Origin of the sequence: Gordonia sp. (in: high G+C Gram-positive bacteria) (assembly GCF_047600565.1) — a bacterium.
Classification (GTDB): domain Bacteria; phylum Actinomycetota; class Actinomycetes; order Mycobacteriales; family Mycobacteriaceae; genus Gordonia.
In genome coordinates, this window is record NZ_JASGKN010000001.1 from 552715 (window position 1) to 573323 (window position 20609).

A 20609-nucleotide genomic window follows, 5' to 3' on the forward strand; every position below is an offset into this window, starting at 1 on the left:
AGGGCCTCAAGCGCGAGTACCGTTGGTGGTACGCGCAGACCAGGAAGTGGGTGCAGAGCACATGGCACGTATCGGAGACGGCGGTGACCTGCTCAAATGCTCGTTCTGCGGAAAGAGCCAGAAGCAGGTCAAGAAGCTGATCGCCGGTCCCGGTGTCTACATCTGCGACGAGTGCATCGACCTCTGCAACGAGATCATCGAAGAGGAGCTGGCCGAGACCAGCGGTGATGTGAAGCTCGACGAGCTGCCCAAGCCCGCCGAGATCCGCGAGTTCCTGGACACCTATGTGGTCGGGCAGGACACGGCGAAGCGCACCCTGGCGGTGGCCGTCTACAACCACTACAAGCGCATCCAGGCCGGCGAGAAGAAGGACTCTCGCGGCGGCGAGAGCGTGGAGCTGGCCAAGTCGAACATCCTGATGCTCGGCCCGACCGGTTGCGGCAAGACCTACCTGGCTCAGACCCTGGCGAAGATGCTGAACGTCCCGTTCGCGATCGCCGACGCCACGGCGCTGACCGAGGCCGGCTATGTCGGTGAGGACGTCGAGAACATCCTGCTCAAGCTCATCCAGGCCGCCGACTACGACGTCAAGCGCGCCGAGACCGGCATCATCTACATCGACGAGGTCGACAAGGTCGCCCGCAAGAGCGAGAACCCGTCGATCACCCGCGACGTGTCCGGTGAGGGCGTGCAGCAGGCGCTCCTGAAGATCCTCGAGGGCACGCAGGCGTCGGTTCCGCCGCAGGGCGGCCGCAAGCATCCGCATCAGGAGTTCATCCAGATCGACACGACGAACGTGCTGTTCATCGTGGCCGGAGCCTTCGCGGGCCTGGAGAAGATCGTGTCCGAGCGTGTCGGCAAGCGGGGTATCGGCTTCGGCAACGAGGTGCCCAGCAAGAACGAGATCGACACCACCGATCACTTCGCCGAGGTGATGCCCGAGGATCTGATCAAGTTCGGTCTGATCCCCGAGTTCATCGGCCGTCTGCCCATGATCGCCTCGGTGACGAATCTGGACAAGACCGCTCTCGTGTCGATCCTGTCGGATCCGAAGAACGCTCTGGTCAAGCAGTACAAGAAGCTGTTCGACATGGACAACGTGGAGCTCGAGTTCACCCAGGACGCCCTGGAGGCGGTCGCCGACCAGGCGATCCACCGCGGCACCGGTGCTCGTGGTCTGCGCGCGATCATGGAGGAGGTGCTGCTGCCGGTGATGTACGACATCCCGAGCCGCACCGATGTGGCGAAGGTCGTCGTCACCGGCGAGACCGTGCGCGACAACGTGCTGCCGACCATCGTCCCGCGCAAGCCTCCGCGTGAGCGCAGCGAGAAGTCGGCCTGACCAGTCGGGTCAGAACGGCGGTAGCCCGTCGTCGGCGAAAGCCGGGATCGTCGCCTGCTCATCGATTCGCTCGTTGAGCTGATTCGTCCGCTCGGTGAGCCTGTCGAAGCGAGCTCGCCGGTTCTGGGCACGCAGCTGCATCCGGTAGGCGTGTTTGGCCTCCGTGCGGGTGCGGGCGCGTGTGGGTTCGGCTCCTTTCGACAAGCTCAAGGAGCGGGGTTGAACGCTCCTTGAGCCTGTCGAAAGGAGTCCCGGTGGTCCGTGCCGGCAGGGAATCAATCCGAGGCCGGGGAGTAGCCAGGTGTTGGGTGCCCGGGTTCGGGTGGTGAATCCTTCTGGGGTGGTGATTTCGGTCCAGATCTGGCCGTGGGCGTCGATGAGTTGATCGTCGAGGAAGCCGTCGGCGAAGGTTTTGATCTGGTGGTGGAAGACGCATTTGGGGTTGAGGTTGCACCAACACGTCGCACCACCCGCGTCGGGGTTCTGGTGGTTGTATTCGGTGACGTGATCGAGCTGGCAGCGGCTGGCGGGGCGTGAACAACCCGGCCAGGTGCAGGTTCCGAACAAGCCGCGCACCACTGTGTCCAGCAGGGCGGTCGGCCGGTACGGATCCGCCGCTTGCGCAGTGTGATCAGCCAGCGTGGTCAAGTCCAGGGGCCGCACGACGGTGCCGGGCGTCGACGCGATGTCCCGGACGTGGTCGGCGGAGATGGTTCCGTGGCCGTCGAGGTGCCCGGGCTTATCACCGCCTTCGAGAGTGGATCTGTCGGTGATGACGTTGACGATGACCTTCGCGCCAGGTCCAGTGCCGTCTCCGGTGAGTAGGTCGTAGGCGGCATTGGCGCGGCGGCGGCCACTACTGCGGGTGTCGGTCTCGCCGGTCTTTTGAGCTGCGGCGGTGATCGCGGCGTCCATGACCGCAATCCGTTCTGCGGTGTCGGTGATTTCCAGAACCGCCATGCCCCCGCGGATCGGATAGCTCACGACTCCGGCGTTCTTTTTGGCTGCTTCGCGTTCGGCGCGGGCTGCTTCGGCGTCGACGTCGGCGACGATCCGGCGGGCGAGGTCGGCGACGGCGGTGACGGTGCGTATGCCGGAGGTAGTGAGTTCGTCGGCGATCCGGTGATCGATCTGCACCATCAGGGCCGGGTCGATGACCGCGGTGGTTTCGAACACCACGGCGGAGAATGCTCGCGGACTCACAATCCCATCCCTCAACAACACCCCGGTGTGTGGGAGGCGATGACGCAGCGCTTCGCCTTCGGTCACCAGTTTCTCGGCCAGGTACGTGCTGATCGCCAGGGTGGTGGCGATACTGGTGGCCAGTTTCGTACGCGGGTCGCACAAGCGGGTGAACTCGACCGAGTCCTCGGCGGTTGCTGGATCAATCGGTGCGCGTCGTTCGAGGAGGTCAGCAACCGCGTTCAGGCGCCGCCACATCAGATACGACTCACCCTCGGTGGTCGCGACCAGTTGATTGATCGCTGCCACATCAGCGTCATGATCAGACAGGCCGGCCGGTACCGGTCCCAAGCCCAGGGGTGTCAGGTCGGCATCACGCCAGCGCTTCGGAGTACGCGAGGCCTTGCGTCGCCGACTCATGCCCACACCCCCTTTTTCGCTGACTAGAACAGGTGTTCGACTACTTTCTAGTTTACGAAGGCCTACGACAATTTCCGGCCCGCCCGGGGAGGGGATTGCTCCAACGTTTCAATCGAAACTTTGGAGGGTATTGAGGGAACCGGGAATCGGGTCCAGGCGCCGCCCGGTTCGTCCGATCCGCTACTCCGGGCCGCCGGCTCGACCACAATGGCGGACATGACTGAGGCGACGCAGCACGGACTGGCCGGAATCGTTCTCGCGGGTGGACGCTCGCGCCGCATGGGGCAGGACAAGGCCTCCCTCGACTGGGAGGGGCGGCCGATGGTGAAGGTGATCGCCGAGGCGGTCGGGGAGCGCTGCAAACCCGTCCTGATCGCGGCGCCCGCCTCGTCACAGGCCCACGACGAGCTCGGCGACGATCCGGAACTGACCTGGATCACCGACGAACAGGTCGGCAAGGGTCCGCTCGCCGGTATCGTGGCCGCACTCAAAGCGGCGAAGGCGGCCGACGCGTCGGCCGCCTTCGTGTGCGCCACCGACATGCCGCTGCTCGCCCCCGAACTGATCGACGAGCTGCTGGGGGCGATGACGAGTGCACCCGACGTGGTGATCGTGCACGACGGAGGTCGTGACCATCCGCTGGCCGGCATCTACCGGGTGCGGGCCCTGCCCGCCCTGCAGGCGCAGCTCGATTCGGGTGACGTCTTGATGACCAACGCGCTCGAGGCCGTCACTACCTACCGGGTGGGCGTCAGCGATCCTGCGTGGCTGACGAACGTCGACGCTCCCGAAGACCTGCATAGGCTGCGTGCCGGCGCCTGACCGCCCGTGTGCGGTGTGATGTAACACACACTGCGGCGGAGCGATATACCCGTCACGAGGCGGCACCCCGCCGCCGGACCGGAGGGTTCGTCATGGCATTGATCATTCGGAAGGGCCGTGTGACGGTCCTGGCAGGTGCCGCGGCGACCGCGACACTCCTGGCCGGCATGGCGGCGGGAACCGCGCAGGCGGCGGTGATCGGGGTTCAGCAGGTCCCGGCCACCGGAATCGTCGCCAACAGCTTCGGCGACTGGCGGCTCTACACGGCGTCCATCCGTATCGACACCGGGTCCGAGCGCGGCGAAGTGAAGCTCAGCGCACCCGGCGGGGCGCAGTGCAGCAGCTACGGGGTGTCGAGCAAGACGGTGCGTTTCGACTACACCAACGTCACCACCGGCAAGACCGGCTCGGGCACCGTCAAACCGTGCAGCGGCACCGTCTCGTCGGTCCCGACCAGCGTGGTGCTGCATCCCGGCTCCGGGCAGGTGATCGGCACCATCAACATCAGCGCCGAGGGCGGCCCCTGGCAGATCCCGGGCGGCGCCACCTTCACCGTCGGCTGACCGCCGTCATCCGTTCGGCTGAACTCGCCGACGTGCTGACCGTCAATTGATGATCTCGGCGGCCTCCACCCGCTCGGCCAGCCGCTCACGCCAGGCCTGCAGCTGTTCGGCAGTCAGCCGCGTCCAGCCGTCGACCACCTCCATCACGCGCAGCGGCGCGGTGCTGCGGTACGAGCGGGTCGGGTTGCCGGGAAACTTCTTGTCGGTCAGATTCGGGTCGTTCTCGAACGGGCCGGTCGGTTCCACCCGGTAGACGCGCGGTGCACCGCGGCCGGTGAGGGCGGTCGCGATCTCGGCGGCCAGGCCGGCGCCGTCGACGACCGCGGTGAAATAGATGTGGTTCATCGTCACCTCCGGAACGAAATTCGATCGCCGGCCGGCGGTGAGGAGCTCGCCGACCTGCAGATCGGCGTTGGTGCCGTGGAAGAACGGTCCCGGATCGAGCTGCGGGTCCGGGGTGCGCGCGGCGGCGAGTCCGGGGTCGAGACGACCGGGTTCGGCGAACGGTGACTGCGGCATTCGGCGGCTCCTCGGTAGACGATGACCAGCGATTATGCACCGCGCATCGGCCCTTGCCGCAAGCCCCGGTCCACGCGCTAGAATGAAAGGGGAAGACGATGAGGCCCGGTGTCCACGCCCGGCGCAGACCATCTGACCGCAGCCCCTAGAATCGAGTCTGTGACTACCCCTGACGCGAGCGCCTCGCCGACAGCCCAGCTTCCCGCTGCCTGGAACCCCGCCGAGCATGAGGAATCCCTGTACGAGGGCTGGGTAGACGCCGGTTACTTCACCGCCGACCCGGAGAGCGACAAGCCCGGCTACTCGATCGTGCTGCCCCCGCCGAACGTCACCGGTTCGCTGCACATGGGCCACGCACTCGACCACACCCTCATGGACACCCTCACACGCCGCAAGCGGATGCAGGGATACGAGGTGCTGTGGCTGCCGGGCATGGACCATGCCGGCATCGCGACGCAGACGATCGTCGAGAAGCAGCTCGCCGAGCGGGGGATCACCAAGGAAGACCTCGGCCGCGACGCCTTCATCGACAAGGTGTGGGAGTGGAAGCGTGAATCGGGCGGCACCATCCAGGGACAGATGCGGCGTCTCGGCGACGGTGTCGACTGGAGCCGCGACCGCTTCACCATGGACGAGGGCCTGTCCCGCGCCGTCCAGACCATCTTCAAGAAGCTCTACGACGACGGCCTGATCTACCGCGCCGAACGCCTCGTCAACTGGTCGCCGGTGCTGCAGACCGCGATCAGCGACATCGAGGTCAAGTTCGAGGAGGTCGAGGGCGAACTCGTCTCGTTCCGCTACGGCTCCATGAACGACGACGAGCCGCACATCGTCGTCGCCACCACCCGGATGGAGACGATGCTCGGCGACACGGCGATCGCCGTGCATCCCGACGACGAGCGCTACGCGGCCCTGGTAGGCACCGAACTCGATCATCCGTTCCTCGACCGGAAGATCCCGGTCATCGCCGACGACTACGTCGACCCCGAATTCGGTACCGGCGCAGTCAAGATCACGCCGGCGCACGACCCCAACGACTTCGAGATGGGCCTGCGGCACGATCTGCCGATGCTCACGATCATGGACAAGGCCGGCCGGATCGCCGACACCGGCACCGAGTTCGACGGCCTGGATCGATTCGACGCCCGCGTCAAGGTCCGCGAAGCCCTCGCCGAGCAAGGCCGGATCGTGGCCGAGAAGCGTCCGTACCTGCACAGTGTCGGTCACTCCGAGCGCTCCGGTGAGAGCATCGAGCCGCGTCTGTCCATGCAGTGGTGGGTGAAGGTCGACAGCCTCGCGTCCGCCGCCGGCGACGCCGTCCGCGACGGCGACACCGTCATCCATCCGGCCAGTCAGGAGCCGCGCTGGTTCGGCTGGGTCGACGACATGCACGACTGGTGCATCTCCCGCCAGCTGTGGTGGGGGCATCGCATCCCGATCTGGTACGGCCCGGACGGCGAGATCGAGTGCTTCGGCCCGGACGAGACGGCTCCCGACGGCTGGGAGCAGGACCCCGACGTCCTGGACACCTGGTTCTCGTCGGGCCTCTGGCCCTTCTCCACCATGGGCTGGCCGGACGAGACTCCCGAACTCGACAAGTTCTATCCGACGTCGGTGCTGGTCACCGGCTACGACATCCTGTTCTTCTGGGTCGCCCGCATGATGATGTTCGGCACCTTCGTCGGGCAGCTCGACGACGCGGGACTGTCCGGCCGCAAGGCCGCCGTGCCGTTCGAGGACGTCTTCCTGCACGGACTGGTGCGCGACGAGCACGGCCGCAAGATGAGCAAGTCCAAGGGCAACGGCATCGATCCGCTGGACTGGGTCGATCGGTTCGGCGCCGACGCACTGCGGTTCACGCTGGCACGCGGCGCCAACCCGGGCAGCGACATCTCGGTGGGCGAGTCCCACGCCCAGAGTTCCCGCAACTTCGCCACCAAGTTGTTCAACGCGACCAAGTTCGCGCTCATGAACGGCGCCCGGGTCGGTGAACTGCCCGACCGCGACCGGCTGACCGTCGCCGACCGCTGGATCCTGGACCGTCTGGACCAGGTGCTGTCGGATGTGGACGCCGGCTTCGAATCCTACGAGTTCTCCAAGGCGTGTGAAGCGCTCTACCACTTCGCGTGGGACGAGGTCTGCGACTGGTATCTGGAGCTCGCCAAGGTCCAGATCAGCGGCGGTCCCGACCAGGGGCAGGACACCACTGCGCTGGTCCTGGGCGCCGTGCTCGACAAGCTGCTGCGCGCGCTGTCGCCGGTCATGCCGTTCGTCACCGAAGTGCTGTGGAAGGCCCTCACCGGCGGCGAGTCGGTGGTCATCGCATCGTGGCCGGAACCGTCCGGAGACGACACCGACACCGACGCCGCCACCCGGATCGAGGACCTGCAGAAGCTCATCACCGAGATCCGCCGTTTCCGCGCCGATCAAGGTCTGAACCCCGGTCAGCGTGTCGCCGCGCAGATCACCGGTCTCGACGACGGCCTGGAGGATCTGCGCCCGTACGTCGACGCACTGGCCCGGCTGACCCCGGCCGACGACGACTTCGCCGCCACCGCCACGGTCGAGGTCCGCCTCTCGTCGAGCACCCCGACCGTCGCCATCGACACCTCCGGCACCGTCGACGTCGAGGCCGAGCGCAAGCGCGCCGCCAAGGACCTCGCCGCCGCCGAGAAGGAACTCGCGGGTACCACGGCCAAGCTCGGCAACGAGCAGTTCCTGTCGAAGGCCCCCGACGCCGTGGTCGCCAAGATCAAGGCCCGGAAGGAACTCGCCGAGGCCGAGGTGGAACGCCTCCAGGCCAAGCTGGAAGCGTTGGGAGCCTCGTGACCGGCGCCGGAGGGGACGCCTCGGCGGCCGACCGCGAATCCGATCTCGCCGAGCTCGCCGCCGTCGAGGCGGAACTCGACACCCGGTGGCCCGAGACCAAGATCGAGCCGTCGCTGTCCCGCATCACCGCGCTGATGGAACTGCTCGGCAACCCGCAGAACGCGTACCCGTCGATCCACCTGGCCGGCACCAACGGCAAGACGTCCACCACCCGGATGATCGATTCGCTGCTGCGCGCCTTCCATCGCCGCACCGGCCGGATCACCAGCCCGCACCTGCAGCTGGTCACCGAACGCATCGCCGTCGACGGCGCGCCGGTGTCACCCCGCACCTACGTGGACGCCTATCGGGAACTCGAGCCGTACATCACCATGGTCGACGACTCGTCCACCGATCAGGGTGGACCGCGGATGAGCAAGTTCGAGGTGCTCACCGCCATGGCGTACGCGATCTTCGCCGAGGCGCCGGTCGAGGTGGCGGTCGTCGAGACCGGGATGGGCGGCCGCTGGGACGCCACCAACGTCATCGACTCGGCCGTCGCCGTGATCACCCCCATCGGACTCGACCACACCGACTATCTGGGCGACACGCTCACCCAGATCGCGGGGGAGAAGGCCGGCATCATCAAGAAGGGCGACCCGGACGCCCTGGTCCCCAACGATCCGGTCACGGTGATCGGTGTGCAGCAGCCGGAAGCGATGGACGTGCTGCTCCGTGCCGCCGCCGACGCGGGGACCATCGTCGCCCGGCAGAACTCCGAGTTCACCGTCCTCGACTCGGCGACCGCCGTCGGCGGCCAACTGCTCACCATCCAGGGGCTCGGCGGCGTGTACGACGAGGTGTTCCTGCCCCTCCACGGCGCGCACCAGGCGGAGAACGCCGCACTCGCGCTGGCCGCGGTGGAAGCGTTCTTCGGTGCCGGCGTCGATAAGCAGCTCGACCTCGACACCGTCCGGGAGGGTTTCGCCACCGTGACGAGCCCGGGTCGCCTCGAACGGGTCCGGAGCGCCCCCAGCGTGTTCGTCGACGCCGCCCACAATCCGCACGGTGCCCGGGCGCTCGCGACCGCATTGACCGAGGAGTTCGACTTCCGCCGGCTGATCGGCGTCATCGCCGTCCTCGGCGACAAGGATGCCCGCGGCCTGCTCACCGAACTCGAACCGGTGCTCGACGTCGTCGTCATCACCAACAACGGCTCGCCGCGCGCCCTGGACACCGACACCCTGACCGACATCGCGGTCGAGGTGTTCGGCGAGGAGCGCGTCGTCACCGAACCCTTCCTGCCCGACGCCGTCGCGCAGGCCATCGGTCTGGCCGAAGAGGGCGACGACGAGACCCTGTCCGGCGCCGGCGTCGTGATCACCGGATCCGTCGTCACCGCGGGAGCGGGCCGCACCCTGTTCAACAAGGAGCCGTCATGACCGACAGTCAAGGCACCGAGGGCGTCCCCGCACCCGCCGTCGACCCGTGGAAGGGCTTCCGCGGCGTGATGGCCGGCACCCTGGTGCTGGAGGCGATCGTCGTCGGCTTGACCTTCCCGGTGGTCGCCACCCTCGGCAGCCACGGCATCACGTGGGTGTCCGGGATCTACCTGGGTGTGCTGTTCGTCGTGATGATCCTGCTGTCCGGCCGGCAGGGCCACCCGCGGGCCCTGCAGATCGACCTGATCCTGCAGTTGTTCGTGATCGCCGGCGGACTGTTCCACTGGTCCATCGCAGTGGTCGGGGTCATCTTCCTGTGCGTCTGGATCTACATCGCCTACATCAAGCGCGACGTGCAGCGACGCATCGAGCGTGGTGCCCTGCCGAGCCAGCAGCCGCCCCGGGAGTGACTCATCCCACCCTGCCGTGACGCCTGTGACGTGAGTTATGCTGCGGTGAACGGAGCGTTCACATCCGGTGATCGACGGGGCCCGTGAGCTGAGAATGGAACTGTTGGTGCACAAGCGTGAAGTCCGGACGATCGGAGCGGCGATCGCGATCGGAGCGTGCCTCGTGGCGAGTGCGGCGCCCGCGATGGCGTCACCGTCCACCCCGCTGCGGCACTTCGCCGACGTCGAGCACTCGACCGACGGCGTCCACACCGAGCCCGGCACCGACGAGGTGATCGACACCGGCGGCGAGGACCTGATCGCCATCGACGACCCCGAGACACCGCCGGCGGATCCGATGCCGGTCGCGCCCGGCGCCCTCGCGCAGATCCTCAACCGGCCCACCACGCTGTGGCTGGCATCCCTCAAGCCCGACCAGGCCATCAAGGCGCTGCCCGTGCCGGCGCAGTACCGGCAGTCCAACGACTTCATGGCCGCCGCACTCAAGCGCGAACTCACCAAGGCTGTCAAGACCCCGGGTGCCTGCATTCAGCTGATCTTCGATCCGAGCACCGAATTCGGGCTGTTCGACTACGGGTTCTGGGCCATCGACCGGCACTGGTGCCCGCGCTGACCCGTCCGGTTGGCCGTCCGTCCACCCGGGGCCGCTATCGTATGCCTCGTGACTGAACAGACTCTCGTCCTCATCAAGCCCGACGGCGTCCAGCGCGCCCTGGTCGGCGAAGTGATCGCCCGCATCGAGCGCAAGGGACTGCGCCTCGATGCCCTCGAGCTCCGCCAGGTGACCAAGGAAGAGGCTTCCGAGCACTACGCCGAGCATTCCGAGCGCCCGTTCTTCAACGATCTGCTTGACTTCATCACCTCCGGGCCCGTCGTGGCCATGGTCGTCTCCGGTGAGCGAGCCATCCCGGCGTTCCGTCAGCTGGCCGGCGGCACCGATCCGGTCGAGAAGGCCGTTCCGGGCACCATCCGCGGCGACTTCGGACTCGAAACGCAGTACAACATCGTGCACGGCTCGGACTCTCCGGAATCCGCCGCGCGCGAGATCGCACTCTGGTTTCCGGCACTGAAGTCCTGATCAACGGCCGGATCCGGGGTCTTGCGCCCCGGCCGGTTCGCCAGGCGTGTGGGTGATCCGGGTGAACGTGTGGGATACTCGTCAGGTCGGCCGCGTCACACTTTGACGTAGCGGACACGACCGCCAGGCGAACGGCACAAGAGGCCGGCGCGGTGACGTCGAGACAACCAAGGTGTTCGCCAGAACACCGAATAGTGACAAGCAAGGCGTCGAGACGACGCAGAGACCACACAACACCGGCCGGTTCTCCGGCCGCACACATACGCAACGGCCCTCGCGTGGCCGCGTCTGGCTGACCAGCCGACGCGCCCGGGGGTCCAAGGAGACCACGTGACCGAAAACGGGTCGCCGGTTGACGCCGATTCGGCGGATCAGACGGCAGAACAGTTTCCCCTCCGACTTCGCGTGCACGCGCTCGCCCGAACGCTGGGATTGACCAGCAGGGAAGTGCTGGCACACCTGGAGGGATTGGGTATCGAGGCGCGCTCGGCGTCGTCCTCGGTGAGCCGCGAGGAGGCGCAGTCCGTCGCCGACCGCGCCGGCATCGACGTCACCGCCGGTGACGACGCCGCCGGCGCCGACGCCGCACCCGAGACTCCGGCCGCTGCCGCGGCGGGCGATTCCCTCTTCTCCGCCGTCACCGTCGAGGATCCGACGGTTCCGGCCGCTGCGGTCGACGCCACGGCGCCGCTCTTCATGCCGCCGAGTGCCGCCGAGGCCGTTCCGGTCGAGCCCGCCGTCACCGGTGACGCCGACGAGACCGACGGTGACAGCACCGACGAGGCCGGCGACGACACCGCCTCCGACGACGACCAGGGCGCCGCACGTCCCCGCCGTCGCCGCCGCGGACGCCGCGGTCGCGGGCGTGGCCGTGGTGAAGGTGCCGAGGACAACGAGAACGACGAGAACGGCTCCGCGGACGAGACGGCCGCCGAGTCCGGCTCCGACACCGAGGCCGCCGACACCGACGGTGAGAAGCCGGCCGGCTCCCGGCCGCGGAAGACGGCCGCGAAGAAGACCGCCAAGAAGACCGACGACGCCGGCACCGCCGACGGCGGCGAGTCCTCCGAGGCCGAGTCCTCCGACAGTGCCGACGACGACGGTGACGAGACCGGTGGCGACGACAACACCACCCCGTCCAGCAAGCGCCGTCGCCGGCGGCGCCGGCGCAAGGGCGGCGGTGACGCCGACGATGCGTCGCCGGACGATCCGCCGAACACCGTCGTGCACGAACGCGAGCCGCGCGCCAAGCGGGCACGCGACGAGGTGCAGGGCATCTCCGGTTCCACCCGGCTCGAAGCCAAGCGCCAGCGCCGCCGCGACGGTCGTGACGCCGGCCGTCGCCGTCCGCCGATCCTCTCCGAGTCCGAGTTCCTGGCGCGCCGCGAAGCCGTCGAACGCGTGATGGTGGTGCGTGAGCACCAGGTCGACCCGGCCCAGAAGGCCGCCGATCCGCACGCCCCGACCGAGGACTACACCCAGGTCGCGGTGCTCGAGGACGGTGTCCTGGTGGAGCACTTCGTGACCACCGAGACGTCGCAGTCGATGGTCGGCAACATCTACCTGGGCCGCGTCCAGAACGTTCTGCCCGGCATGGAGGCGGCGTTCGTCGACATCGGCCGCGGCCGCAACGGCGTCCTCTACGCCGGTGAGGTCAACTGGGAGGCCGCCGGTCTCGACGGCGGTTCCCGCAAGATCGAGCAGGCGCTCAAGCCCGGCGACAACGTGCTCGTCCAGGTCAGCAAGGATCCGGTCGGACACAAGGGTGCCCGGCTGACCACGCAGATCTCGCTCGCCGGCCGCTACCTGGTGTACGTGCCGGGCGGCACCTCCACCGGTATCAGCCGCAAGCTCCCGGACACCGAGCGCAAGCGCCTCAAGCAGATCCTCGCCAAGGTCGTCCCCGACGATGCCGGCGTGATCATCCGCACCGCCTCGGAAGGCGTCAGCGAAGAGGACCTCGGCGCCGACGTGGCCCGGCTGGAAGCCCAGTGGAAGGCCATCGAGGCCGCCGCCGAGGAGCACACCTCGAAGGGCTCGGGCACCACGCGAGCCCTCTACGAGGAGCCGGACCTGCTGGTCCGGGTGGTTCGCGACCTCTTCAACGAAGACTTCACCAAGCTCGTCGTCGAAGGCGACAAGGCCTGGGATCTGGTGTCCGGGTACGTCGGCAACGTCGCCCCCGACCTCGCCGAGCGCGTGACCCGCTACGAGAAGGACGGACCGAACGGTCCCGACTCGTTCGCGACCTACCGTGTCGACGAGCAGCTGGCGAAGGCCCTCGACCGCAAGGTGTGGCTGCCGTCCGGCGGCACGCTCATCATCGAGCACACCGAGGCGATGACCGTCGTCGACGTCAACACCGGCAAGTTCACCGGCTCCGGCGGCAACCTCGAAGAGACCGTCACCCGCAACAACCTGGAGGCGGCCGAGGAGATCGTCCGCCAAATGCGTCTGCGTGACATCGGCGGCATGATCATCGTCGACTTCATCGACATGGTCCTCGAGTCGAACCGCGATCTGGTCCTGCGACGCCTCACCGAGGCGCTGTCCCGTGACCGCACCCGTCACCAGGTCTCCGAGGTCACCTCGCTGGGCCTGGTCCAGATGACCCGCAAGCGCCTGGGCACCGGGCTGCTCGAGGCGTTCTCGACCACCTGCACCGCCTGCCAGGGCCGTGGCCTGATCGTGCATCAGACTCCGGTCGAGGTCCGCTCCGGCGACGGCGGCGAGACCGGCGGCAAGCGCAAGCGTGGCAAGCGCAAGAGCGACAAGCCCGAACAGCCGGCCGTCGAGTCGATCCCGCCGCACAAGCCTGCCGCCGAGCATCCGCTCTTCAAGGCGATGGCCCATCACGAGGACGGCGAGCACCCCGACGGCCACGGGCCGCAGGAGAGCGCCGAGACCGTCACCGACGACGCCGCGCCGGCGGCCGCCGAGCAGTCCGACGACGCACCCGCCACGGGTCGTCGCCGCCGCCGAGGCGGTCGCGGTCGAGGTGCCCGCAACACCGAGGCAGCCGAGACCACGGAGGTCGTCGAGCCCGCTGAGGCGTCCGAGGACGCGGAGGCAGCCGAGACTACGGAGGCAGCCGAGACCGCTGTGACGACCGAGGCCCCTGAGGCCGAGGTGGTCGAGGTGGAGGCCGTCGAGGTCGAGACCGCACCCGAGCCGGAGGTCGCGGTGGTGACGACGCGTCGCCGTCGCACCGCTCGCCGCGCTTCCGCGCCGTCGGCCCCGGCCGAGCCGATCGAGATCACCGTCGACCGCACCCCGGTCACCACGGTGGCCGAGCAGGCTTCCGAACCGGTGGTCGAGGTGAAGCGTTCGCCCCGGCGTCGCGCCACCCGGCGTGCGCCCGGCGCCCCGTCCGCGGAGTGATCGGCGCCTCACGGTGCCCGGCGAGCCTGGTTTGACCTGGATATCGGCGCTGCCGTAACCTTGACAGGTCGCCTTCACCCCGAGGAGTGCGCTGGTGCGCGCCCTGGGTGAGGGAATCCCGGAGGGAGACCGGGACACACGAACGAAGATTTTCGCCGGACGCAGAAGAGCTGCGTCGCGGCCCGATGAGACGAGTAAGAGGGATCAGCGATGGCAACGTACGCGATCGTCAAGACCGGCGGTAAGCAGTACAAGGTCGCCGAGGGCGACACTGTGAAGGTCGAGAAGATCGAGGGCGAGCCGGGCACCAGCGTGCAGCTGCCGGTCGCTCTGGTCGTCGATGGTGCGAACCTGACCACCGACGCCGACAAGCTGGCGAAGATCAACGCCACCGCCGAGGTCGTCGAGCACGTCAAGGGCCCGAAGATCAAGATCCACAAGTTCAAGAACAAGACCGGCTACCACAAGCGCCAGGGTCACCGTCAGAACCTGACGGTCCTCAAGGTCACCGGCATCAAGTAATCCGCTTCACCCGGACTTTTCGAAGGAGTCAATGAGATGGCACATAAGAAGGGTGCATCCAGCTCGCGCAACGGTCGCGATTCCAACGCCCAGCGCCTCGGTGTGAAGCGCTTCGGCGGCCAGCAGGTGCTCGCCGGCGAGATCCTGGTCCGCCAGCGCGGCACCAAGTTCCACCCGGGCGTCAACGTCGGCCGCGGTGGCGACGACACGCTGTTTGCGCTCGCTGCCGGTGCCGTCGAGTTCGGCACCAAGCGCGGCCGCAAGACCGTGAACATCGTCCCGGATTCGGCGTCGGTCTGACCCGGACGTTCACACGTAAACCACGCCGGCAGGGCGGGCAGGGTCGACAGCGATCCTGACCCGCCCTGTCTGCGTTTGACCAGTCCCTTGAGCACGAGGAGGTGCACACGATGTCGCGATTCGTCGATCGGGTGACCATCACGGCACTCGCCGGCAACGGCGGCCACGGCTGTTCCTCGGTGTTCCGGGAGAAGTTCCGGCCGCTCGGCGGTCCGGACGGCGGCAACGGCGGTTCCGGCGGCGACGTGGTGCTGGTGGTCGATCCCCAGGTGCACACGCTGCTCGACTTCCACTTCCGCCCGCACGCCAAGGCGGGCAACGGCAAGCCCGGCGAAGGCGGCAACCGCAACGGAGCCAACGGCGAGTCCCTGGTCCTGAAGGTTCCCGACGGCACCGTCGTCCTCGATCAGGACGGCACGATCCTCGCCGATATGGTCGGTGCCGGCACCGAGTTCGTGGCGGCCCACGGCGGCCGCGGCGGCCTCGGCAACGCGGCGCTGGCCTCCAAGGCGCGCCGTGCACCCGGTTTCGCCCTGCTCGGTGAACCCGGTGACGAGCGGGAACTCGTTCTGGAACTGAAGTCCGTCGCCGACGTCGGCCTCGTCGGCTTTCCGTCGGCCGGCAAGTCGTCGCTGGTCTCGGTGCTGTCCGCGGCCAAGCCGAAGATCGCCGACTACCCGTTCACCACGCTCGTCCCCAACCTCGGCGTGGTCGAGGCGGGCAACGAGGTGTTCACCATCGCCGACGTGCCCGGTCTGATCCCCGGAGCGTCGGAGGGCCGCGGCCTCGGCCTCGACTTTCTGCGCCACCTCGAACGCTGTGCGGTGCTGGCCCACGTCGTCGACTGCGCGACGCTCGATCCCGGACGCGACCCGGTGTCTGACATCGACGCGCTGGAAGCCGAGCTGGCCGCCTACCAGCCCGCACTCGAAGGCGACCACTCGCTCGGCGATCTCGCCGATCGTCCCCGCATCGTCATCCTCAACAAGACCGACATCCCGGACGCCGCTGATCTCGCCGACCTGGTGGAGGCCGATATCGCCGAACGCGGCTGGCCGGTGTTCCGGATCTCGGCGGTGACCCATCAGGGGCTGCCGGAACTGAAGTTCGCGCTGGCCGAGCTGGTCGCCCAGTACCGCCGCGACCACGAGAAGCCGGTCGCGCGTCGCGCCGTCATCCGGCCGAAGTCCGTCGACCGCACCGAGTTCAGCGTCGTCGAGGACCCGGCCGTCGAGGGCGGCTTCATCGTGCGCGGCGAGCGCCCGGAGCGGTGGATCCGGCAGACGCAGTTCGACAACGACGAGGCCGTCGGTTACCTCGCCGATCGCCTCAACCGGCTGGGCGTCGAAGACGCACTGGTCAAGAAGGGTGCCCGGCCCGGCGCCGCGGTCACCATCGGTGACGTCACCTTCGACTGGGAACCGTCGACGCCGATGGGCGACGAGGTGCCGCTGACCGGCCGCGGCACGGACATCCGCCTGGAGCGCAACGATCGCATCGGCGCCGCCGAGCGCAAGGAGGCCCGCCGCCTGCGGCGCACCCGCGCCGAGGACGAGAGCGAGGAGTCGCTGGGATGGACCGGCGATGAGTGAGACCCGGTCGGGGATCGCCGCTGCCCGCAGCATTGTCGTCAAGATCGGCTCGTCCGCGCTGACCGATCTGACGACCGGTCTGGACACCGACCGCCTCGACCGGCTCGTCGACGCCCTCGAGGCCCGCATGAAGTCCGGGACCGACGTCATCGTCGTCTCCTCGGGTGCCATCGGTGCCGGAATCGCGCCGCTGGGCCTGAAGAAGCGTCCCTCCGACCTGGCGACCAAGCAGGCCGCCGCCAGCGTCGGGCAGCTGAAGCTGGCGCACGCGTGGGGGACGTCGTTCGCGCGCTACGACCGGACCGTCGGGCAGGTGCTGCTGACCGCCGACGACATCTCCAATCGTGCGCATCACGCCAACGCCCAGCGCACCCTGGACCGCCTGCGTGCCCTGCATGCCGTGGCCGTGGTGAACGAGAACGACACCGTCGCCACCAACGAGATCCGGTTCGGCGACAACGACCGTCTCGCCGCACTGGTCGCCCATCTGGCGAGCGCCGACGCGCTGATCCTGCTGTCCGACGTGGACGGGCTGTACAGCGGTGACCCCCGCAAGCCGGGCCCCGACGGGCAGCCGGCGCGGTTCATCGAGGAGGTCGACGGACCCGACGACCTCGACGGGGTGATCGCGGGATCCGGCGGCGCACTCGGCACCGGCGGCATGGCCTCCAAGCTGTCGGCGGCACGGCTGGCCGCCGACTCCGGCGTCCCGGTGCTGCTCGCCGCCGCCTCCCAGGCGGACGAGGCGCTCTCCGGCGCGTCGGTCGGCACGGTCTTCGCCGCACGTGAGGACCGGCTGTCGGCGCGCCGCTTCTGGGTGCGGCACGCCGCCGAGACCCACGGGCGGATCGGTCTGGACGCCGGAGCCGTACAGGCGATCGTGCATCGTCGCCGGTCGTTGCTGGCCGCCGGCATCACCGCGGTGTCCGGTGAGTTCTCGGACGGTGACGTCGTCGAACTCGCCGGACCGGACGGCGTCACCTGTGCACGGGGCGTCGTCTCCTACGACGCCCACGACGTGCGCGAGATGGTGGGGAAGTCCACCGACGAACTGCCCGCCGATCTGCGCCGCCCGGTGATTCACGCCGACGACCTGGTCTCGTTCTGATGCTCTGACCCAGACTCGTCGTATAGCGACACTGAGCGCGCATACGTGGGTGAGTGACGCTATACGGGGGAGTAGGGCGAAGGTCGGGTCAGTCGGGGTAGGTGAGCGCTGCCGCCGCCGCGGGCAGGATCACCTCGCAGCGGTGGTCGATCTTCAGCTCGGCGAGCTCGTCTCCGCGGGTGGCGCCACGGTTGACCACCGCCACGGGTTTGCCTTGTGCGGCGGCCTTCCGGACGAATCGGAGCCCGGACATCACCGTCAATGACGATCCGGCCACCAGCAGCGCATCCGACTCGTCGAGCAGTGCGAAGGCGGCGGCGACCACCGGGGCCGGAACGTTCTCCCCGAAGTAGACGATGTCCGGTTTCAGAATGCCGCCGCAGACCGGACAGGCGACGACGGTGAACTCGGCGGTGTCGTCGAGCACCACATCGGCGTCGGGCGCCACCTCGATGGCCCCGCGACCGATCACCCGGTCCCGGAACCCGGGGTTCGCTGCCTCCAGCGCGACATCGAGCGACGACCGGGACATCCGGTGGCCGCAGTCCAGGCAGATCACCCGGCCGTACGATCCGTGCAGATCCACCACCCTCCGCGAGCCGGCCTTCACGTGGAGCATGTCGACGTTCTGCGTGACGACCCCGGTCACGCATCCGGCGGCCTCGAGCGCGGCCACGGCACGGTGCCCGTCGTTCGGTTCGGCCGCATCCATGTGCCGCCAGCCGAGATGGTTGCGCGCCCAGTAGTGGCGCCGGAAGTCCGCCGAACCCAGAAACATCTGGATGGTCATCGGCGTTCGGGGCGGCGACCCGGGACTGCGGTAGTCCGGAATGCCCGACGGGGTCGACAGGCCCGCGCCGGTCAGCACCATCGTGCGCCGGCCGGCGAGCAGAGTGGCGAGCAGTGCCGCGCGGGCCGCCGGATCGGGATCGGGCTCGGTCCGGGCCGCGGCGGCCGTCGCTGCGCCGCTCGACCCGGCTCGGAGAGATCGTGCACCGGCCATGACGCCATGGTTCCACAACAGGCGGTTCCGCCGAGTCCGCGGACGCCCCTACGATGAGGGCGTGCCCCGCATCATCGCCGGCGACTTCCGCGGTCGCCGCCTCGCCACCCCGTCCGACGGCACCCGGCCCACCTCCGACCGGGTGCGGGAGGCCGTCGCCTCGATGCTCGGCTCCCGGATGGACGTCGCCGACACGCGGGTGCTCGACCTCTACGCCGGCACCGGGGCCCTCGCACTGGAGATCCTGTCGCGAGGAGCCGGGTCGGCCGTTCTCGTCGAAGCGGACCGGACCGCGGCCGGTGTGGCGCGTGCGAACATCGCGACCTGCGGGGCGGGTGGACGTGCGCGGGTCGTCCACCGGACGGTGAGTGCCTTCCTGGCCGCGCCGGGGGAGCAGTACGACCTGGTGTTCCTCGATCCGCCGTACGACCTGTCCACTGAGGACGTCTCGGCCGTTCTCGCCGACCTCCGCGACCATCTGGCCGACGACGGCTGGGTGGTGCTCGAACGCGCCGTCCGCAGCGACGCCCCGCGATGGCCGGACGGTCTCGACGAGGTGGCGGAGAAGGTCTACGGCGATACCCGGGTCACGTTGGCGCAGTACGCTCGATGACCATGAGCGCCGCCGTCGAGACCGCCGTCTGCCCCGGGTCGTACGATCCGTTCACCCTCGGCCACCGTTTCGTGGTCGAGCGCACCGCCGCGCGGTTCGCCCGGGTGGTGGTGGCCGTGGTGGTGAATCCGAACAAGGCCGGGATGTTCACCGTCGCCGAACGGATCGCCATGATCGAGCAGGACTGCACCGGCCTGCCGAACGTCGAGGTGCGCAGCTGGACCGGACTGCTGGTGGATCTGCTCCGTGAGGAGAACGCCAAGACGCTCGTCAAGGGACTGCGTGCGGAGACCGACTTCGCCTACGAGGCGCCGATGGCTCAGATGAATCGTGAACTGTCCGACGCGGAGACGCTGTTCATGCTGACCGATCCGCGCTATGCCCACGTCTCCAGCTCACTGGTCAAGGAGGTCGCCAAGCTGGGCGGCGATGTGAGCCCGTATCTGTCGCCGGCGATCCACAGCGCTCTGACCGACCGGATCGCGGGCGTCGCGAACACCTGAGACGGGGCGAACCCGGTCCGCGACACGCCCGCGGACCTCCCCAGTCACACACGTACCATTCGGCACAATGGTCACAAGCTCAACAGACGAGCGTCGACCATTGGCCAGTCGAGGAGACTGCGCCGGATAGGGGTAACCGTGTACCGCGTCTTTGAAGCACTGGACGAGCTGATGACCATCGTCGAAGAGGCCCGCAGCGTGCCGATGTCGGCCAACTGCGTGGTTCCGCGCGAGCCGGTCCGCGAACTCCTCGACGACCTCCGCAACGCCCTGCCCACCGAACTCGACGACGCCCAGGACGTCCTGGACGAGCGCGACACACTGATCGGCAACGCCCGGCAGAGCTCGGACAGCATGCTGAGCGGCGCCGAGGAGGAGTCCGGGGCCATGCTCGCGCACGCCCGCGCCGAGGCCGACCGTCTTCTGGCCGACGCCAAGGCCCGTGCCGACCGCATGGTCGACGAGGCCACCGCGCACGCACAGTCCATCACCGACGCCGCCGACGACGAGGCCCAGCGCCTGCAGCACAGCGCCCAGCGCGAGTTCGACGCCCTCACCGGCCGCGCCCACGCCGAAGCCTCCCGCGTCGTCGAATCCGGCAACGCCAGCTACGAGAAGTCGGTCGCCGACGGCATCGCCGAACAGCAGCGGCTGGTCTCCGAGACCGAGGTCGTCGCGGCCGCCAAGTCCGAGGCCGAGCGCATCGTCGACGCCGCGTACGCCGAGTCCGATCGCCTGCGTGGTGAATGCGACGTCTACGTCGACGAGAAGCTCGCCGCATTCGAGGACGTCCTCACCGGCACCCTGCGGTCGGTGAACCGCGGACGCCAGCAGCTGCGCACCGGTGCCGGCATGCACGACTACGTCGAGTACGGCAACCAGGACTACGACTCCGCTGCCTACGGGAACGCCGCCGGCGACGGGGATCGGCCGTCGGCCGCCCCGATGGCAGGCTGACCCACGTCACACCGGGTAGCCGCGTAACATCCGAGAACGTGAGT

The 20609-nt window shown here is 68.5% G+C and carries 19 protein-coding genes; 16 read left to right on the top strand and 3 right to left on the bottom strand.

Annotated features, from left to right (window positions below; translation table 11 throughout):
- The first annotated feature begins 61 nt into the window (after window positions 1-61).
- A complete protein-coding gene (gene clpX / locus QM774_RS02650; RefSeq protein ID WP_414974404.1) occupies window positions 62-1342 on the top strand; it encodes an ATP-dependent Clp protease ATP-binding subunit ClpX in 1281 nt (426 codons plus the stop codon).
- A 9-nt stretch (window positions 1343-1351) separates the two neighbouring features.
- Here clpX and QM774_RS02655 read toward each other — a convergent pair whose 3' ends face one another.
- Entirely contained in the window at window positions 1352-2944 is a 1593-nt protein-coding gene (locus QM774_RS02655; protein WP_414974405.1) for a DUF222 domain-containing protein, read from the bottom strand.
- A gap of 216 nt (window positions 2945-3160) precedes the next feature.
- Here QM774_RS02655 and QM774_RS02660 point away from each other — a divergent pair, with 216 nt between their 5' ends.
- Both QM774_RS02660 and QM774_RS02665 read left to right on the top strand, forming a co-directional pair.
- A complete protein-coding gene (locus QM774_RS02660; protein WP_414974406.1) occupies window positions 3161-3766 on the top strand; it encodes a molybdenum cofactor guanylyltransferase in 606 nt (201 codons plus the stop codon).
- A gap of 92 nt (window positions 3767-3858) precedes the next feature.
- Window positions 3859-4329 carry a hypothetical protein gene (locus QM774_RS02665; RefSeq protein ID WP_414974407.1) on the top strand — a complete coding sequence of 157 codons (471 nt, stop codon included), beginning with the start codon at window positions 3859-3861 and terminating at the stop codon, window positions 4327-4329.
- A 42-nt stretch (window positions 4330-4371) separates the two neighbouring features.
- Here the strand turns inward: QM774_RS02665 and arr are convergent, their stop codons facing one another.
- Window positions 4372-4848 carry an NAD(+)--rifampin ADP-ribosyltransferase gene (gene arr / locus QM774_RS02670; RefSeq protein WP_414974408.1) on the bottom strand — a complete coding sequence of 159 codons (477 nt, stop codon included), beginning with the start codon at window positions 4846-4848 and terminating at the stop codon, window positions 4372-4374.
- A 159-nt stretch (window positions 4849-5007) separates the two neighbouring features.
- Here arr and QM774_RS02675 point away from each other — a divergent pair, with 159 nt between their 5' ends.
- From QM774_RS02675 to proB, 10 genes are all read left to right on the top strand, one after another.
- On the top strand, window positions 5008-7677 hold the full coding sequence (locus QM774_RS02675) for a valine--tRNA ligase (protein ID WP_414974409.1): 2670 nt from the start codon (window positions 5008-5010) through the stop codon (window positions 7675-7677).
- Window positions 7674-9098: a bifunctional tetrahydrofolate synthase/dihydrofolate synthase gene (folC, locus tag QM774_RS02680; RefSeq protein WP_414974410.1), complete on the top strand. Its 1425-nt coding sequence runs from the start codon at window positions 7674-7676 to the stop codon at window positions 9096-9098. Before QM774_RS02675 ends, folC begins: the two co-directional genes overlap by 4 nt.
- Window positions 9095-9508 (top strand): DUF4233 domain-containing protein, encoded by a 414-nt coding sequence (locus QM774_RS02685; RefSeq protein WP_414974411.1) that lies wholly within the window; start codon window positions 9095-9097, stop codon window positions 9506-9508. The genes folC and QM774_RS02685 overlap by 4 nt, the downstream gene beginning before the upstream one ends.
- A gap of 94 nt (window positions 9509-9602) precedes the next feature.
- On the top strand, window positions 9603-10121 hold the full coding sequence (locus QM774_RS02690) for a hypothetical protein (RefSeq protein ID WP_414974412.1): 519 nt from the start codon (window positions 9603-9605) through the stop codon (window positions 10119-10121).
- A 48-nt stretch (window positions 10122-10169) separates the two neighbouring features.
- On the top strand, window positions 10170-10586 hold the full coding sequence (gene ndk, locus QM774_RS02695; RefSeq protein WP_414974413.1) for a nucleoside-diphosphate kinase: 417 nt from the start codon (window positions 10170-10172) through the stop codon (window positions 10584-10586).
- A 330-nt stretch (window positions 10587-10916) separates the two neighbouring features.
- Window positions 10917-13967 (top strand): Rne/Rng family ribonuclease, encoded by a 3051-nt coding sequence (locus tag QM774_RS02700; RefSeq protein ID WP_414974414.1) that lies wholly within the window; start codon window positions 10917-10919, stop codon window positions 13965-13967.
- Window positions 13968-14177: 210 nt separating this feature from the next.
- Window positions 14178-14489 carry a 50S ribosomal protein L21 gene (gene rplU, locus QM774_RS02705; RefSeq protein WP_414974415.1) on the top strand — a complete coding sequence of 104 codons (312 nt, stop codon included), beginning with the start codon at window positions 14178-14180 and terminating at the stop codon, window positions 14487-14489.
- A gap of 36 nt (window positions 14490-14525) precedes the next feature.
- Complete coding sequence (gene rpmA / locus QM774_RS02710; protein ID WP_414974416.1) at window positions 14526-14789, top strand: 50S ribosomal protein L27; 264 nt, start codon at window positions 14526-14528, stop codon at window positions 14787-14789.
- 110 nt (window positions 14790-14899) lie between these two features.
- Window positions 14900-16381: a GTPase ObgE gene (gene obgE, locus QM774_RS02715; RefSeq protein WP_414974417.1), complete on the top strand. Its 1482-nt coding sequence runs from the start codon at window positions 14900-14902 to the stop codon at window positions 16379-16381.
- Window positions 16374-17489, top strand: a complete 1116-nt coding sequence (gene proB / locus QM774_RS02720) for a glutamate 5-kinase (RefSeq protein ID WP_414974418.1) — start codon at window positions 16374-16376, stop codon at window positions 17487-17489. The genes obgE and proB overlap by 8 nt, the downstream gene beginning before the upstream one ends.
- An 88-nt stretch (window positions 17490-17577) precedes the next feature.
- Here the strand turns inward: proB and QM774_RS02725 are convergent, their stop codons facing one another.
- On the bottom strand, window positions 17578-18492 hold the full coding sequence (locus QM774_RS02725) for an NAD-dependent protein deacetylase (protein ID WP_414974419.1): 915 nt from the start codon (window positions 18490-18492) through the stop codon (window positions 17578-17580).
- A gap of 61 nt (window positions 18493-18553) precedes the next feature.
- Here QM774_RS02725 and rsmD point away from each other — a divergent pair, with 61 nt between their 5' ends.
- From rsmD to QM774_RS02740, 3 genes are all read left to right on the top strand, one after another.
- On the top strand, window positions 18554-19105 hold the full coding sequence (gene rsmD / locus QM774_RS02730; RefSeq protein ID WP_414974420.1) for a 16S rRNA (guanine(966)-N(2))-methyltransferase RsmD: 552 nt from the start codon (window positions 18554-18556) through the stop codon (window positions 19103-19105).
- 2 nt (window positions 19106-19107) lie between these two features.
- Window positions 19108-19608 carry a pantetheine-phosphate adenylyltransferase gene (coaD, locus tag QM774_RS02735; RefSeq protein WP_414974421.1) on the top strand — a complete coding sequence of 167 codons (501 nt, stop codon included), beginning with the start codon at window positions 19108-19110 and terminating at the stop codon, window positions 19606-19608.
- 138 nt (window positions 19609-19746) lie between these two features.
- Entirely contained in the window at window positions 19747-20565 is an 819-nt protein-coding gene (locus QM774_RS02740; protein ID WP_414974422.1) for a DivIVA domain-containing protein, read from the top strand.
- The last annotated feature ends 44 nt before the right edge of the window (window positions 20566-20609 follow it).

Bases quoted from the DNA above. Each gene is read 5' to 3' on its own strand.
- QM774_RS02690 (WP_414974412.1), top strand. From the start codon at position 9,603: ATGGAACTGTTGGTGCACAAGCGTGAAGTCCGGACGATCGGAGCGGCG.
- QM774_RS02685 (WP_414974411.1), top strand. From the start codon at position 9,095: ATGACCGACAGTCAAGGCACCGAGGGCGTCCCCGCACCCGCCGTCGAC.
- QM774_RS02725 (WP_414974419.1), bottom strand. From the start codon at position 18,492: ATGGCCGGTGCACGATCTCTCCGAGCCGGGTCGAGCGGCGCAGCGACG.
- arr (WP_414974408.1), bottom strand. From the start codon at position 4,848: ATGCCGCAGTCACCGTTCGCCGAACCCGGTCGTCTCGACCCCGGACTC.
- obgE (WP_414974417.1), top strand. From the start codon at position 14,900: ATGTCGCGATTCGTCGATCGGGTGACCATCACGGCACTCGCCGGCAAC.
- proB (WP_414974418.1), top strand. From the start codon at position 16,374: ATGAGTGAGACCCGGTCGGGGATCGCCGCTGCCCGCAGCATTGTCGTC.
- rplU (WP_414974415.1), top strand. From the start codon at position 14,178: ATGGCAACGTACGCGATCGTCAAGACCGGCGGTAAGCAGTACAAGGTC.
- QM774_RS02655 (WP_414974405.1), bottom strand. From the start codon at position 2,944: ATGAGTCGGCGACGCAAGGCCTCGCGTACTCCGAAGCGCTGGCGTGAT.
- QM774_RS02660 (WP_414974406.1), top strand. From the start codon at position 3,161: ATGACTGAGGCGACGCAGCACGGACTGGCCGGAATCGTTCTCGCGGGT.
- coaD (WP_414974421.1), top strand. From the start codon at position 19,108: ATGAGCGCCGCCGTCGAGACCGCCGTCTGCCCCGGGTCGTACGATCCG.
- rpmA (WP_414974416.1), top strand. From the start codon at position 14,526: ATGGCACATAAGAAGGGTGCATCCAGCTCGCGCAACGGTCGCGATTCC.
- QM774_RS02665 (WP_414974407.1), top strand. From the start codon at position 3,859: ATGGCATTGATCATTCGGAAGGGCCGTGTGACGGTCCTGGCAGGTGCC.
- clpX (WP_414974404.1), top strand. From the start codon at position 62: ATGGCACGTATCGGAGACGGCGGTGACCTGCTCAAATGCTCGTTCTGC.